Origin of the sequence: Planotetraspora sp. GP83 (assembly GCF_041262585.1) — a bacterium.
Classification (GTDB): Bacteria; Actinomycetota; Actinomycetes; order Streptosporangiales; family Streptosporangiaceae; genus JAOEGB01.
This window is the reverse complement of sequence record NZ_JBGCBZ010000027.1, coordinates 1-15307: the sequence shown is the minus strand read 5'-3', so window position 1 is coordinate 15307 and position 15307 is coordinate 1. Positions and strand designations below refer to the sequence as shown.

Genomic DNA, 15307 nt, shown 5'->3' with positions numbered 1-15307 from the left:
CCAGCCGGGGCAAGCAGACTTTCGACGAGTACGTGAAGAGCACCTGGCTTCCCAATCACCAGGTGGAGCCGTCCAATATGCAGAGTTACACGTACACGCTGAACAGGCACATCCTCCCCGACCTTCGGGTCCATACGGATGGTCGACATACTTCCCGAGCACGTCAGGGCGTGGGTCGCCAAGCTGAAGGACGACCACGTCAAGCCGCCGACTATCAAGTACGCCAAGGTCCTGCTCAGCGTCATCTTTACGACGGCGCTCAACGACCAGGTGACTTACATCCATCCGTGCCGGGGCGTGAGGACGCCGACTGTCGCGATGAAGCCGCGGACAGTCATCACGCCTGAGCAGTTCGACGTGCTTTACCAAGCTCTGCCTGACGGCGACACTCAGTTGCTGGTCGAGACCGCGATTGAGACCGGGCTTCGGTGGGGCGAGCTGTCCGAACTCCGAGTGAAGGACTTGAACACGAGGACCCGGAACCTGACCGTGAGCCGGGCTGTGGTCGAGGTCAACCCGAAGTTTCACCCCACCGGCGGCCGCTTCGAGCACAGATCGAAACCTGTGGATCTGCCGGGAGGGGGTGTACCTTCCCGGATCATCCGATGATGGTTTCGAGATTAGGCCGACGCGCCAACGTCGGTCGGGAAGGCACACCCGTGCCGCTTACCGTAGTGCCCGAGTTGCCCGCTGACGACCATGACGGCTCGGCTACCTCGGCCTCGCCCTCGTTGATCGACCAGATCGTCCGTGAGGGCGCCCGGAAGATGCTCGCTGCGGCGTTGCAGGCCGAGGTTGACGCCTTCGCCGAGGAGCGCGACGAGACCGGCCGGCGTCTGGTCGTCCGCAACGGCTACCACGCCCCGCGCGAGATCCTCACCACGGCCGGCGCGATCGAGGTCAAAGCACCGCGCGTCAACGACAAGCGCGCCGACGAGGTCACCGGCGAACGGCAACGGTTCTCCTCGGCGATCCTGCCCGCCTGGGCCCGCAAGACCCCGTCCATCAACGAGGTGCTGCCGCTGCTGTACCTGCACGGCCTGTCGTCTGGCGACTTCACCTCTGCGCTGGGGCAGTTCCTGGGCTCGACGGCGGGCCTGTCGGCCTCGGTCATCACCAGGCTGACCGAGACCTGGAAGGGTGAGCAGCGCGCCTTCGCCGCCCGGGACCTGTCGGCCGTCGACTATGTCTACCTGTGGGTCGACGGCATCCACGTCAACATCCGGCTGGAAGAGCACAAGCTGTGCCTGCTGGTGATGATCGGTGTGCGTGCCGACGGCCGCAAGGAACTCGTCGCTGTGACCGACGGCTATCGCGAGTCTGCCGAGTCGTGGGCCGACCTGCTGCGCGATTGTAAGCGGCGCGGGATGCGGGCCCCGGTGCTGGCCATCGGGGACGGCGCGCTCGGCTTCTGGTCGGCGCTGCGGGAGGTGTTTCCGCAGGCCAAGGAGCAGCGCTGTTGGTTTCACAAGATCGCGAATGTGCTGGGGGTGCTCCCGAAGTCGGCCCACCCTGGCGCGAAGAAGGCCCTGGGTGAGATCTGGAACGCTGAGGACAGGACCCACGCCCTGGCCGCGGTCAAGGACTTCGAGGCCGCCTATGGCGCCAAGTACTCCAAGGCCGTCGCCAAGGTGGTCGACGACCTCGACGAACTGCTGGCCTTCTACGAGTTCCCGGCCGAGCACTGGGTGCATCTACGCACGACCAACCCCATCGAGTCGACCTTCGCCACAGTCCGGCACCGGACCAAGATCACCAAAGGGCCTGGCTCGCGAGCGGCCGGGCTGGCCATGGCCTTCAAGCTGATCGAGTCGGCCCAGGCCCGCTGGCGGGCGGTCAACGCGCCTCACCTCGTCGCCCTGGTCCGCGCCGGAGCGACGTTCGTCAACGGCAGACTCGCCGAACGCCCCGAGGAGACACCGGCCATCGAGGGCTCACCGATCGCCGCTTAAAAGATCTTGATCCACAGGTATTGACGATTGCTCAAACCCTTCGACGTCAGAGCAGTGACAGGCATCGGAGCGAGAGGTTCATGCTTCCAAGGCGTCATCGATCCTCCGGTTGGCGATCTCCTGTTGGCCGTCGATGTACTTGGCGTACACGCGGAGGAGCACGTCAACGCTGTGCGCAGCGCGTTCGCCCACCTCAGAGGCAGGGACGCCCGCATTCAGCCAGAGCGAGAGCGCCGCATGCCGAAGGTCGTACGGCCTTCGTGCCAGTGGCCCCGCTCCCGGGAGGGCAACGGCCTCGCCGGGACGGAGAGCCGCGTAGTACATGCAGGCGAACAGAGCTATGAGCCGCCGCCCTCGGCCCCGCTTGCCCACGCGGTGGAGGGCCGGTTACGGGTGCTAGGGCCTGACCATCCCGACACGCTGTGGGGCCGAAGCGACCTCGGCGACCTGCTGAAAGATCTAAGACATTAGAGACTGTCTGGGCACTTCGAACGCGCTCTGGATGCAAGCGGCATCTTGAAACCCGGATGTACAGCCGCAAACGACTCCCACTGGACATGCTGATTCTTAGCGGTGACCACTCCACGACTCTCCTGTTAGGACTTGTTGGAGGCGATCCTTCTGGTGCCAGGCGGGATTAGATGGTGGTGCGTGATCGGGTTCAAACTACTAACGCCACGCTAACGAACGATCAAGGGCCTGATCGCTGTCTTCAGCGATCAGGCCCTTGAACTGCAACTTCTGGGTCGGGGTGGCGGGATTTGAACCCACGGCCTCTTCGTCCCGAACCCTGGCCCGGAAGGCTCAGCCGGCGGCTCCACTACGCGGGTTAGCCCTCACCAGCCGTATCACCACGCTCTTCGAGGTCGGCGTGTTGGACGTCTCGGCCACCGAGTCGAGCGGAACCAGCACGTTCGTCTCGGGGAAGTAGGCCGCGCAGCAACCCCGGGCCGTCGGGTAGGCGATCACCCTGAACTCCCGCGCCGTGCGCTCGCCGTCGGGCCACTCGCTGACCAGGTCCACCATGTCGCCATCGGCCAGCCCGCGCTGGGCCAGGTCGTCGGGGTGGACGAAGACCACCCGGCGGCCCGCCTTGACCCCGCGGTAGCGGTCGTCGAGCCCGTAGATCGTGGTGTTGTACTGGTCGTGGCTGCGGACGGTCTGCAGCAGCAGCCGCCCAGGCGGCACGCGCAGCACCTCCAGCTCGTTGACGGTGAAGTTGGCCTTCCCCGTCGCGGTCGGGAAGCGGCGCTCATCCCTGGGCGCGTTGGGCAGCGCGAACCCGGCGGGCGCGCGGGCGTTGAAGTCCTCGAAGCCGGGGACGACCCGGGCGACGCGGTCCCTGATCGTGCCGTAGTCGCGCTCGAACTCCGCCCACGGCACGTACGGGTCGTCGCCGAAGAGCCGGCACGCCAGCAGGCAGACGATGACGACCTCCGAGAGCAGCGCGTCGGAGGCGGGCCTGAGACTGCCCCGGGAGGCGTGGACCAGCCCCATGGAGTCCTCGACGGTCACGTAGCCGCCGCTGTCGCGCTCGGTGCGCCCGAGCGTCGGCAGGATGAGCGCCTCCTCACCGCAGACCGTGTGGGAGCGGTTCAGCTTGGTGGACACCTGCACCGTGAGCCGGGTGCGGCGCAGCGCCGCCTCCGTCACCTCGCTGTCGGGGGTCGCCCGCACGAAGTTGCCGCCCATGCCGAAGAAGACCTTGACCGCGCCGTCGCGCATGGCGCGGATCGCCTCCACCGTGTCGAGCCCGTGGCGCCGCGGCGGCTCGAAGCCGAACTCGGCGCGCAGCGCGTCGAGGAAGGCGGCCGACGGTTTCTCGTAGATGCCCATCGTCCGGTCGCCCTGCACGTTGGAGTGGCCGCGGACCGGGCACACCCCGGCCCCGGGGCGGCCTACGTTGCCGCCGAGAAGCAGGAAGTTGACCACCTCCCTGATCGTCGCCACGGAGTTGCGCTGCTGCGTCAGGCCCATGGCCCAGCACACGACGACAGAGCCCGCCGAGCGGACCTCCCGCGCCGTCTCCTCCAGCTCCTCCCTCGACAGCCCGGTCGCCTCCAGGACGTCCGCCCAGTCGAGGGCGCGGAGATGCTTCTCCCAGGCGTCGAACCCGTGCGTGTGCTCCTCGATGAACTTACGGTCGGCGCGGTCGAGCAGCAGAAGGGACAGAGCCTGGAAGAGCGCCATGTCCCCGTTGAGCCGGATCTGCAGGAAGCGGTCGGCGAGCGCGGTGCCCCGGCCCACCCCGGAGGGGCGCTGCGGGTTCTTGAAACGCAGCACGCCCGCCTCGGGCAGCGGGTTGACGGCGATGATCCGTGCCCCGCCGCGCTTGGCCCGCTCCAGCGCGGTGAGCATCCGGGGATGGTTGGTGCCGGGGTTCTGGCCCACGACGAAGATCAGGTCGGCGCGGTGCAGGTCGTCCAGCGACACGGTGCCCTTGCCGATGCCGAGCGTCTCGGTGAGCGCCGACCCGCTCGACTCGTGGCACATGTTGGAGCAGTCGGGCAGGTTGTTCGTGCCCAGCCGGCGCGCGAGCAGCTGGTAGGCGAAGGCCGCCTCGTTGGAGGTGCGGCCGGAAGTGTAGAAGACGGCTTCGTCGGGGCTGCCGAGGGCGTGCAGCTCCCTGGCGATGATGTCGAACGCGCTCGCCCAGGTCACCGGCACGTAGCGGTCCGAGCCGGGCGGCTTGTGCATCGGCTCGGTCAGGCGGCCCTGCTGGCCGAGCCAGTAGTCGCTGCGGGCGGCCAGGTCGTCCACCGGGTGCGCGGCGAAGAACTCGCGCCCGATCCGGCGGGTGGTCGCCTCCTCCGCGACGGCCTTCGCGCCGTTCTCGCAGAACTCGGCCGGGCTGCGGTGCCCGCCCTCGGGCCACGCACAGCCGGGGCAGTCGAAGCCGTTGCGCTGGTTTACCTGGAGCAGTGTGCGCACGGTGCGGACGGCGCCCATCTGGCTGTACGCGATCTCCATCGCGTGCCCGACCGCAGGCAGACCGCCCGCCCAGTCCTTGGGCGGGCGGACGCTCAGTCCTTCGTCCTCGTTCGTCACAGCTAGCCGATCCGGCTCTGGACCCACTCGTGGAAGGCTCCGATGTGGTGCTCGCTGGGCACCAGGACGCCTCCCTTGGCGTACGTCGGCGAGCTCATCGCGGGCTGCCTGCGTTCGCAGGCGTCGAAGTCCTGCTGGTTGACCCGGTGGAAGAGCTCGACGGACTTGTCCAGGTCCTTGCCGCTCGCCACTACCTCGGGCATATAGAGCCACCGCACTCGACTATCGTACGGTCGACCGCGAGTGGGAACATGCGATGCAGGATGACGGCGTCTTCGCGGCGAACGCGCCGATGCCGAGCGCGGGGCTGAGCGGCGTGCCGTCGGCCAGCGTGATCCGCTGGGTCGCGTTGTGGGTGGCGAAGCAGTACTGCGGGCGGCCCCTGAGACAGGAGCAGCAGGATCCGCACACGGCGCGCCAGTTGTAGATCACGAAGTCGCCGCGCGACATCGGTGACTCCGGGGCCGACGGCCTCGACCACTCCCGCCGCCTCGTGTACGGCGACCATGGCCGAGTGCGCCGGGCTTTGCCGTGCCGGCCGACCCCTACGTCACCGCTGACCAGCGCAGACGCGCCGTCGATCACAACTGCGGAGGCGTCTCGGCCCGGTCGGCTGGCTGAGTCCTCGCAGGTCCGACCAAGGATTATGCGGATTGAGGGTTGACAACCCTCAATCCCTACCTAAAAAGTATGAATATGCACGGAACCTCCCCCGGTCACGACACTCTCTCCAGGCTGCCCGGCCTGTCCCGACGGCTGTTCCTCGGCGGGACGGGCGCGGCTGCCCTGACCGCGTTGCTCGCCGCCTGCGGAACCGACACCCCCGCCACGTCCGCGCAGTCCGGGGTGAAGGCCGCCGCCTCCGCCGCTCCCAAGCGCGGCGGCGTGCTCCGCGTGGGCACGCCGCCGCCGCCCACCAAGGTCGACCCGGTCACGATGTACGACGGCAGCGCCATCGCGATCGTGCAACTCGTCGCCGACTACCTGATCTGGCTCGACAAGGACTTCACGCTCGTCCCGCACCTCGCGGAGAAGTGGGAGTCGCAGGACGGCGGCAAGCGCTGGATCTTCACCCTGCGCCAGGGGGTGAAGTTCTCCGACGGCACGCCGCTCGACGCCGACGCCGTCAAGGCCACGTTCGACCGGCTGCTCGACCCGAAGGCCAAGTCGGCCGCGCTGTCGGCGTTCGACAGCGTCCTCGCCCGGGGTGGCGTCAGCGTCTCAGGCCCGTCCACGGTCGTTTTCACCCTGGAACGGCCCTTCTCCGACTTCCCCTACCTCGTGTCCGCAGGCAACTACAACACGGTCATCCTGAAGAAGGACTACACGGGCGACTTCACGAAGAGTCCCATCGGCACCGGGCCGTTCCTGCTGAAGTCCTACGACTTGTCCGGTGGCGCGTCGCTGGTGCGCAACCCATCGTACTGGCGGGAGGGCCGGCCGTACCTCGACGGGGTGGAGGTGAAGTTCTACGCCGACGACCAGGCCGACCTGCTGGCGCTCCAGAGCGGCGAGATCGACGCGCAGATCCTCAGCAGGGCCCAGCTCGTCGGCCCGCTGAAGGGCGCGGGCGACATCGTGGTGGACCAGGTGCCGGCCACCGGCCTGACCGCGTTCACCTTCCGTGTGGACCAGCCGCCCTTCGACCGAAAGGAGGTCAGGCAGGCCGTCGCGTACGCCCTGGACCGGCCGGGCCTCAACACCACGGTCTTCGAGGGGATCGGCGCGCTCGGCAACGACCACCTCTTCGCCTCCCTGTTCCCGGCCGCGCCCTCCGACATCCCGCAGCGGGCCAAGGACCCCGCGAAGGTGTCCGCGCTGCTCGGCGGCCAGAAACTCACGTTCCCGCTGACATTCGACCCGCCCACCAAGGACTACGCGCTGACCATCCAGGCGCAGCTCAAGGAGGTGGGCATCGAGGTCACGCTCGACCAGCGCACCTCAGCGGAGTTCTACGGCGGCGACCAGGAGAAGGACACGCCCTGGCTGTTCAGCACGGCCAACCTCGTCGGATGGGCGGGACGCGCGGTGCCGAGCCAGTTCATCATCCCGATGGTGAAGTCCGGCGGCGTGTGGAACGGCTCGAAATACGCCAACCCCGCGCTGGACGCCGCCGCCGACGCCTACGACGCGGCCACCACCGACACCGAGCGCAAGGCGCAGGCGGAGATCATCGCCAAGGCGCTGAACGAGGACGTCCCCGTCGTCATCTCCGTGTGGGCCGGCGCGATCCGCGCCCACAACGGCAAGAAGTTCGCCGGGATCAGCGCCCACCCGTCGAACTACGTGGACTTCAGCGAGGTTCACACGCTGTGAGGAGATTACTGCTGCGTCGGCTTACGGCGATACCGCTGACGCTGCTCGCGGTGTCGCTGCTGGTCTACGTGGCCACCGAGCTCGTGCCCGGCGACGTGGCGCGGACGATCCTGGGGCGCGAGGCGAGCCCGGCCTCGGTCGCGGCGCTGCGCGCGCAGCTCGGACTCGACCGGCCGCTCGTCGCACGCTACGCGGACTGGCTGACGGGCTTCCTCACCGGTCGCTGGGGTGACTCGTACACGTTGGGCGCGCCCGTGCGCGACCTGGTGCTCGACCGGCTCGCGGCCTCGCTGCTGCTCGCCGGCCTGGCGTTCGCGCTGCTCGTGCCGGTCGCGCTCACGCTCGGACTGGTCGCCGGGGTCAACCACGACCGCCCGGCCGACCGGTTGATCAGCGTCACCGGCCTCACACTCGGGGCGGTGCCCGAGTTCGTCACCGGGGTGGTGCTGCTGGTCGTGTTCGCCGTGCGGTTGCGCTGGTTCCCCGCGTCCGCGCGAGCTCCGGAGGGCGCCTCGCCGCTGACCAGGCTCGGCCATCTCGCCCTGCCCGCGCTGTCGCTGGTGCTGCTCTGCACGGGGTACGTCGCGCGGCACGTGAGGGCGAGCACCGTCGCCTCGGTGGAGAGCCCGTACGCCCGTGCGGCCGAGCTGCGCGGGGCCACCCGCGCCCAGGTGGTGCGGCGGCACGTGGTGCGCAACTCCACGGTTCCGGCGACCAGCGCGCTCGGCGTGCAGCTCCAGTTCCTGCTCGGCGGGCTGGTCTCGGTGGAGCTGCTGTTCAACTACCCGGGCGTCGGGGCGCTGCTGCTCCAGTCGGCGATCGACAAGGACCTGCCCACGCTCCAGGCGACGGCGATGGTCCTCGGCGTCCTCTACATGCTGATCGTGCTCGCGGCCGACCTCACGTACCGCCTGCTCGATCCGCGTGTCGGGCTCGGAGAGGCGGCAGCGTGACCGCTATCGCGCTGAACCTCCCCAGACGGCGCTTCGGCGTCGCGCTCGCCCTCGGAGCGGCGATCGTCGCGGCCTGGGCGGTCGTGGCGCTGCTGTGGCCGTCGCTGGCGCCCTACGATCCCGTGGCCCAGGACCCGCTGAACCGCTTCGCCGCGCCGGGGGCCCGGCATCTGCTCGGCACCGACCAGTTCGGCCGCGACACCTTCTCCCGCATGCTCGCGGGCGCCCGCCCCGTCCTCCAGGTGGCGCCGCTCGCCACCGCGCTCGGCGTGCTGCTTGGCACGGTCATCGGACTCTTCGCCGGCACGCTGGGCGGCCTGGTCGACGAGATCGTCATGCGCCTGCTGGACGCGGTCGTCGTCTTCCCCGCGATCATCGCGACCGTCCTGTTCGTGGCGCTCGCCGGGCGGTCGGTTACCGTGATGGTCCTGGTCATCGGGGGCGCGTTCACCCCCATCGTGGCCCGCAGCGTACGGGCCGCCACGCTGGTCGAGCGCGAGAAGCCGTATGTCGAGGCGGCCAGGCTTCGCGGTGAGCGGCCCTGGGCGATCATGGGGCGGGAGATCCTGCCGAACGTCGGGACGACCGTGCTGGTCGAGACGACCTCGCGCTTCGGCGACGCGATCTTCGCCGCCGCCACCCTGTCGTTCCTCGGCCTCGGCCAGCCACCGGGCTCTCCCGACTGGGGCGCCTCGGTGTCGGACAACAGGGTCTGGCTCCAGATCGCCCCGTGGACCGTCCTCGCGCCCGCGTTGGCCATCGCCTCCCTGGTCGTCGGCATCGCCCTCGTCGCCGACACGTTGCGCGGCCGATGGGAGGCGTCATGAGTGACGGACTGAGTGACGGACTGAGCGACGGACTGCGCGTATCCGGGCTGACGATCGCCTATCAGGGCCTGGAAGCCGTCAGCGACGTCTCGTTCTCCGTCGCGCCCGGCACCATGTACGGGCTGGTGGGGGAGTCGGGGTGCGGCAAGAGCACGCTCGGACGCGCTCTCGGCGGCGGGCCGCCGCCCGGGGGCGCGGTCACGGCCGGCCGGGTTCACGTGGACGGTGTGGATGTGTTCGGCCTCTCCCCGGCCGAGTTGCGGCGCTGGCGCAAGTCCGCCCTCGCGGTGGTCCACCAGGAGGCGGGCAGCTCGCTCGACCCGACCATGCGGGTCGGCGCGCAGCTCGCCGAGATCCTGCGGGCGCACGGGCGGAGCCGCGCCGAGGCCCGGCGCGACACGCTCGGCCTGCTGGAGAAGGTCCGGCTGCCCGACCCCGCGGCCATCGCGGGGCGCTATCCCCACCAGTTGTCCGGCGGGCAGCAGCAGCGGGTCGTCATCGCGGCCGCTCTCGCGGGGCGTCCCCGCCTCCTCGTGCTGGACGAGCCGACGACCGGGCTCGACGCCACAGTGGAGCGCGAGATCCTCGACCTGATCTCGGCGCTGCGGGCGGAAATCCGCGCGGCGGTCGTGCTGATCAGCCACGACCTGGCCCTGGTCGGGCGGCTCTGCGACGACGTCGGCGTCCTGTACGCGGGCCGCGTCGTGGAGGAGGGGCCCGCCGCGTCCGTGTTGTCGTCGCCCGAGCATCCGTACACGTCGGCGCTGCTCGGCAGCGTGCCCCGGATCGGGGTGTCCCGGCGGACCCGTCCGCTGGCCGCGATCCCCGGACGGCCGCCCGCGCCGGGCGAGCAGACGCGGGGCTGCGCCTTCGCGCCCCGGTGCGCCGCCGCCGACGAGCTGTGCCGGACCGTCCTGCCGCCGCTCGACCGGGTCCGCTGCCACCATCCGGGGGCATCCGCCGTACCGGCCGAGGAGGAAGGTCCGCACGACCCGCCCACGGCCGGTCCGCCACTGCTCGAAGTGCGCGACCTGACCATCTCGTACGGCAGGACACCCGTTCTGCGCGGCGTCGATCTGACGGTGCGCCGAGGCGAGATCGTGGGCCTGGTCGGCGAGTCGGGCAGCGGCAAGACGACGCTCGCGCGCGCGGTGGCGGGGCTCGGCCCGCGCGGCACGGGAACGATCACGCTCGACGGGACGGAGCTCGCCGCCACCGTGGGCCGCAGGGACCAGGCCACCAGGCGGCGCGTTCAGATGGTCTTCCAGAACTGGGACGCTTCGCTGAATCCCAGCCACACCGTGGGCACGATCCTGACCCATGCGCTGGGGAGGCGCGCGCTGCGAGCGGGGCAGAGCGCCGAACGGCTGGCGGAACGGTCCGGCCTCGACCCGCACCTGCTCGGCTCGCGGCCCCACCGGCTGTCGGGCGGCCAGAAGCAGCGGGTCGCCATCGCGCGTGCCTTCGCGGGCGAGCCCGATCTGTTGATCTGCGACGAGCCGGTGTCCGCGCTCGACGTGAGCGTGCAGGCGGGGGTTCTCCGGCTGCTCGCCGACCGCCAGCGCGCGACCGGCGTGTCCTACCTGTTCATCTCCCACGACCTGGCGGTGGTCGGCTACCTGGCCGACCGGATCGTCGTCATGCGGGACGGCCGGATCGTCGAGGAGGGCCCCGCGGAGCAGGTCCTGCTGGCGCCCCGGCATCCGTACACGGCTTCCCTCGTCGCCGCCAGGCACGACCCTCCGCGCGAGCGGGAGAAGGAGGATGCCACCGCCTGACCGGCCGGCCGTGAGCCACAGCACCCTTCGGACCCCCTCGGACACCCCGGGAGACACCGCATGCCCACCAAGCTCGCCGTACCCGAACAGGAATTCGCCCTGCTGCCGGTCACCGACCCGCGCCGGATCCAGCGCCGCTGGCTCAGCGTCGTGTCCGGAGGCCACGTCAGTGGCGTCACGTGGGGCAACCCGCCCATCCAGACCGTGCTCCTGCACGACGCGGGGCGCAGCGCCCGCTCCTTCGACCGGCTCCTGCTCGCGTTGGACCGCCCGGCGGTCGCGCTCGACCTGCCCGGGCACGGCCGTTCCAACTGGCGCGGTAGCGGCGACTACGCCCCTCGCCGGCTCGCCGGGGCGACCGCCGAGGCCATCAGGTCGTTCGCCCCCAACGCCCGGGTGGTCGTCGGCGCCGGGCTCGGCGCGCTGACGGCGATCGCACTGACCATCAGGGCGGCCGAGCTGGTCGGCGCGCTCGTCCTGCTCGACACCCTGCCGGGATCGGGCGTCGCGCCCGTCCTGTCTGGTTCCCCCCGTTATGCGTCCCAGGAGGAGGCGCTCGCCGACATCCGGCGGATCCGGCCCCAGGACGCGGAGGCCGACCTGGCCGACGACACCCGCTACGAGACCGCCCAGGAGGCGGACGGAACCTGGGCGTGGCGCCACCACCTGGCCGACCTCCCCGCGGACGCGGCCGGAAAGCTCGACGACGCGACGCTGTGGGAGCCGCTGGCCGCGCTCGCCGCCCGCCGGACCCCCGTCGTCCTCGTACGGCCCGCCGAGGGCGGCCGGCTCAGCGACGAGGCCGTCGCCGAGTTCCGCCACCGCGTGCCTACCGCCGACGTCGTGGCCGCTGGGGAGCCCGAGGTGCCCCAGCTGCTGCGCGACCTGCTCGACCAGATCCAAAGGAGCACCGCATGACCCACCAGATCCCTGTCGTGGACCTCGAACTCGCCCTCAGCGACGACGCACCGGCAGAGCTGCTCCAGTCCGTACGGGAGACCGCCGAGCGGATCGGCATCATCCAGGTCGTCAACCACGGCGTGCCCGGAGAGCTGATCGACGGCTTCCACGACTCCATCGGCCGGGTGCTCGACCTGCCGCGCGAGGAGAAGGCGCGGCTGGCCAGCCCGACCGGGCACCCGTTCCGCGGTTGGCGGCAGTGGCCGGACGACTTCGGCCGTCTGGAGCTCGAACGCTACAACATCGGCCAGTTCGACAGCGCCGAGGAGGCCGTCGCGGCAGGCCTCTCCGAGGAGTACGCCCAGCTGTACACACACGTCAACGTGTGGCCGTCGCAGGAGCCCGGCCTGCGCGAGCTGGCCAAGAACTACCACGACGCGTCCGTGGGCGTGGCGGAGCGGGTGCTCGCCCTCTACGCGCGGGTGCTCGACGTGCCGCTGTCGACGTTCCCGATCGCGGGCCGTCCTCACTACACGACCTTCGTCGTCAACGACTACCCGACCTGGTCCCACGAGGACGTCTCCTCCGACGAGGAGAAGCTCCTGTTGCTCGAACACGCGGACGGCTCCGTTCTCACCGTGCTGCACCAGCGCGGCGACTACGCGGGGCTCCAGGGCCAGGCGCCCGACGGGAGCTGGATTCCCGTGCCGATCGTGCCCGGCGCGTTGCAGGTCTTCTCCGGGCACATCCTGACCCAGTGGACCAACGACCGGCTGACGTCGGGACGCCACCGTGTCGTCGCGGGCGGCACCGTCACCCGGCGCTCCACCGCCGTGTTCTGGCACCCGTCGCTCGACACCGTGATCGAGCCCCTGGCGGCGTTCGTCGGAGCCGACGGCACCGACTACGAGCCCGCGCTGCTGTGGGACCGTGTCAAGGACAACGTCGAGAACTACCTTCAGGTGTTCGGCCGCCCCGACCAGGTCGCCGCCTGGCGCGAGGGCCGGCCGTACGTCGCGGAACTGGCTGAGGTGTGACCGTGCCGTACGACAGGACATTCAACTGGGAGCCGAGCCGGCGCTGGGTGCGCGGCTACAAGGGCGCGGTCGCCGTGGTGGACAGCCGCGCCGCGGTCCTCGTGTGGGAGCCGGGGCATCCCGTGCCCCGGTACGCGTTCCCCGAGGCCGACGTGCGCACCGACCTGCTGCGCCCGGCCGAGAACCCGCCGGCCGGAACGCACGAGGGGGCGACGAGGTTCTTCGATCTGGTGGTGGACGGGGAGGTCGCCTACAACGCCGCGTTCGAGTACCCGGATCTCCCCGGGTATCTGTCCCTGGAGTGGTTCCAGCGGGCCGAGCCCGTGCTCGACCGCTGGCTGGAGGAAGAGGAGGAGATCTTCGTGCACCCACGCGACCCCTACAAGCGGGTCGATCCCATCCCCAGCTCGCGCCACGTCCGGATCGAGATCGGCGGCCAGGTCGTCGCCGACTCCCGGGAGCCCGTTCTCCTGTACGAGACGGGGCTGCCCACCCGCTACTACATCCCGCCGAAGGACGTGAACTTCGACCTGCTCGTGCCAACCGACACCCACACCCGGTGCCCGTACAAGGGGCAGGCTTCGTACTGGTCCCTGCGTGAGCCGGTCGAGGGCGTGCCCGCGGACGTGGCCTGGGCCTATCCCGACCCGATTCCGGCGGCCGCGGCCATCAAGGATCACGTCGCGTTCTACAACGAGGTCGTGGACATCGTGGTCGACGGGGTGAAGGAGGAGCGTCCCGTCACGCTCTTCACCACGCGCCTGGCCGAGAATTAGACCCGTCCACCGGGGCCCGCCGTCCACCGGCGCGCGGGCCCCGGGCCTTGTAGAACGCGTTTGTATCATCCGCGCCGGTGCAGAGGTTCCCGGGGGCACGGCCACCACGTACCCAAAGAGCGCTATAGCGATTGCCGTGCTGAGTGGGCGATCATTAGCTCCATAGCTCCATCGCTCCATAGCTTCGAAGCGTGATCGAGTTCGGGCATTGCCAGCCCGCCGGTGTTTTCGATCAGCTGACGCCGAGCGCCTCGCGCAGCCCCGGGCTCGGCGGCGAGGCCTCGTCGGGGGAGCCGGGCGTGCGTCGCAGGAACCCGTCCACCACGTCGTAGTGCCCGATGCCGCGCAGCGGCGGCGAGTAGACATGGATCGTGACCGCGCCCGCCTCGTGATCCATTCGGTGGATGCCGGTCCCGGGGAAAGAGAACGACTCGCCGGCTCCGTAAAACCCGACCTGCCGCGTGCCTCTGATCGAAAGCCCCTCGTTGGACACCCTGCCCGCCAGGACGTACACGCCGACCGCCGATCCGTCGTGGTCGTGGAAGCCGGTGTCGCGAGCCTCCCACCAGGTGTTGAGCCAGGCAATGGAGTGGTCGTCCGACCACAGCAGCACGTACCCCCCGGGCCCGCTCCGCGGCAGCTCGCCGATGTCGACGAGCTCCGCGGCCCGACGGGCGAGCTCGGCGCACTCCTCCGGCTCGTACGGCCGGTCGGTGACGGCGAGGACGGCGAGATCGGCGGTCATAATCCCTACTTTCTCTACTAGGAATATGCGGAAAGGCTAGCACGAAAGCCCCCCCGGTTCCCGCACCGGCCCGGTCCCGCGCTCCGCGATCGTTGCTGATGTGGTACTGCCAGGGCTCTCCGGGCTGGTGCATCAGCGGAAGCGCCCCAAGGCGGCGCATCCACTCATCCGGCTCGGGCATCGGGTCGGGTAGATCGGGCGTGAGACCCTGCTCGAAGATCGCGCCCATGATCGGAGTGCCCCGCGACGTCATATCCATGCCGAGCCCGAACGCGGAGGTCAGCAGGTCCCGTACGGTGATCGGCCGCCGCGCCGGCACGGTGTCGTCCAGCGGGCCGTCGATCCGCTTCAGCACCCGCCGGTCGGCAAGTTCCGGCAGCCACGTGTACGGCATGGTCCAGGGCGGTGGGCGGGGCGGGGACGCTGACGTAGAGGGTGGCGAATCCGACCGCGACCACGCGCGCGCGCGGAAGCGGCTCTCCCAACTGCGCAGCATCGCGGACAATGGCGGCGTCGCGTGATAGTTGAGGGTCCCTCCCAGCCGATCGCCGTCAGGGCGTCCGCTCCGCAGGTGGCCGGTACGAGGCCAAGGTGACCGCGTTGGTCGTCGAGCAGCTTGGCGTATCGGCCGGCAGCCTCGGCCGGATCCGCAGTGCGCTCGCCGGGCGGAGCGAGGCCAGGGCAGTCGCGGCCGAAGGGCTCAAGATCTTCGAAGTCCTAGTCATGCAGCGATCAAGGTGCCCAGGGAAACTCATTTGAACCCGCCAGTGACCCCTGGAGGCGTTCAGACCGACGGTCAAATGACGGTCAAACGATCAAGGGCCTGATCGCTGTCTCAGCGATCAGGCCCTTGAACTGCAACTTCTGGGTCGGGGTGGCGGTGTTCTGGTTCAGGACATAGGAAACGGGTGTCTCGAGACATAGGAAACCCCGGTGGAGCATGTCTCCAGAGATAGGAAACACGGGGAGTTAGGA

13 protein-coding genes and 2 pseudogenes are annotated in these 15307 nt (G+C 69.9%); 10 read left to right on the top strand and 5 right to left on the bottom strand.

Going from position 1 to position 15307, the window contains the following annotated elements; translation table 11 throughout:
- Positions 1–138 precede the first annotated feature (138 nt).
- Together ABH927_RS29260 and ABH927_RS29255 are read left to right on the top strand one after the other, a co-directional pair.
- Positions 139–609, top strand: a complete 471-nt coding sequence (locus ABH927_RS29260) for a tyrosine-type recombinase/integrase (RefSeq protein ID WP_370026838.1) — start codon at positions 139–141, stop codon at positions 607–609.
- 74 nt (positions 610–683) lie between these two features.
- On the top strand, positions 684–1952 hold the full coding sequence (locus ABH927_RS29255; RefSeq protein WP_370026942.1) for an IS256 family transposase: 1269 nt from the start codon (positions 684–686) through the stop codon (positions 1950–1952).
- A 78-nt stretch (positions 1953–2030) separates the two neighbouring features.
- Here the strand turns inward: ABH927_RS29255 and ABH927_RS29250 are convergent, their stop codons facing one another.
- From ABH927_RS29250 to ABH927_RS29235, 4 genes and pseudogenes are all read right to left on the bottom strand, one after another.
- Positions 2031–2276, bottom strand: a complete 246-nt coding sequence (locus ABH927_RS29250; protein ID WP_370026836.1) for a hypothetical protein — start codon at positions 2274–2276, stop codon at positions 2031–2033.
- 480 nt (positions 2277–2756) lie between these two features.
- Positions 2757–5000, bottom strand: a complete 2244-nt coding sequence (locus ABH927_RS29245; RefSeq protein WP_370026835.1) for an FdhF/YdeP family oxidoreductase — start codon at positions 4998–5000, stop codon at positions 2757–2759.
- 2 nt (positions 5001–5002) lie between these two features.
- A pseudogene (locus ABH927_RS29240) lies at positions 5003–5274 on the bottom strand (SRPBCC family protein); the annotation flags it as partial.
- Positions 5247–5496, bottom strand: a pseudogene (locus ABH927_RS29235) (alcohol dehydrogenase catalytic domain-containing protein); the annotation flags it as partial. The pseudogenes ABH927_RS29240 and ABH927_RS29235, both read right to left, overlap by 28 nt.
- Positions 5497–5690: 194 nt before the next feature.
- Between ABH927_RS29235 and ABH927_RS29230 the strand changes: the two are divergent.
- From ABH927_RS29230 to ABH927_RS29200, 7 genes are read left to right on the top strand one after another with little or no spacing between them, the layout of a single operon-like run.
- Entirely contained in the window at positions 5691–7316 is a 1626-nt protein-coding gene (locus ABH927_RS29230) for an ABC transporter substrate-binding protein (RefSeq protein ID WP_370026833.1), read from the top strand.
- A complete protein-coding gene (locus tag ABH927_RS29225; RefSeq protein ID WP_370026831.1) occupies positions 7313–8269 on the top strand; it encodes an ABC transporter permease in 957 nt (318 codons plus the stop codon). Before ABH927_RS29230 ends, ABH927_RS29225 begins: the two co-directional genes overlap by 4 nt.
- Positions 8266–9096, top strand: a complete 831-nt coding sequence (locus ABH927_RS29220; protein ID WP_370026830.1) for an ABC transporter permease — start codon at positions 8266–8268, stop codon at positions 9094–9096. Before ABH927_RS29225 ends, ABH927_RS29220 begins: the two co-directional genes overlap by 4 nt.
- Positions 9093–10874 (top strand): dipeptide ABC transporter ATP-binding protein, encoded by a 1782-nt coding sequence (locus ABH927_RS29215; RefSeq protein WP_370026828.1) that lies wholly within the window; start codon positions 9093–9095, stop codon positions 10872–10874. The genes ABH927_RS29220 and ABH927_RS29215 overlap by 4 nt, the downstream gene beginning before the upstream one ends.
- Positions 10875–10934: 60 nt before the next feature.
- Complete coding sequence (locus ABH927_RS29210; protein ID WP_370026826.1) at positions 10935–11792, top strand: alpha/beta fold hydrolase; 858 nt, start codon at positions 10935–10937, stop codon at positions 11790–11792.
- Entirely contained in the window at positions 11789–12811 is a 1023-nt protein-coding gene (locus ABH927_RS29205; RefSeq protein WP_370026824.1) for a 2-oxoglutarate and iron-dependent oxygenase domain-containing protein, read from the top strand. Before ABH927_RS29210 ends, ABH927_RS29205 begins: the two co-directional genes overlap by 4 nt.
- Positions 12812–12813: 2 nt before the next feature.
- Positions 12814–13587, top strand: a complete 774-nt coding sequence (locus ABH927_RS29200; RefSeq protein ID WP_370026822.1) for a DUF427 domain-containing protein — start codon at positions 12814–12816, stop codon at positions 13585–13587.
- A 232-nt stretch (positions 13588–13819) separates the two neighbouring features.
- Here ABH927_RS29200 and ABH927_RS29195 read toward each other — a convergent pair whose 3' ends face one another.
- Entirely contained in the window at positions 13820–14332 is a 513-nt protein-coding gene (locus tag ABH927_RS29195; RefSeq protein WP_370026821.1) for a hypothetical protein, read from the bottom strand.
- Positions 14333–14559: 227 nt separating this feature from the next.
- On the opposite strand from ABH927_RS29195, the gene ABH927_RS29190 reads away from it, so the two are divergent.
- The gene (locus tag ABH927_RS29190; protein ID WP_370026820.1) at positions 14560–14853 is read left to right on the top strand and encodes a hypothetical protein; all 294 of its coding nucleotides are present in this window, start codon (positions 14560–14562) and stop codon (positions 14851–14853) included.
- Positions 14854–15307: the final 454 nt, after the last annotated feature.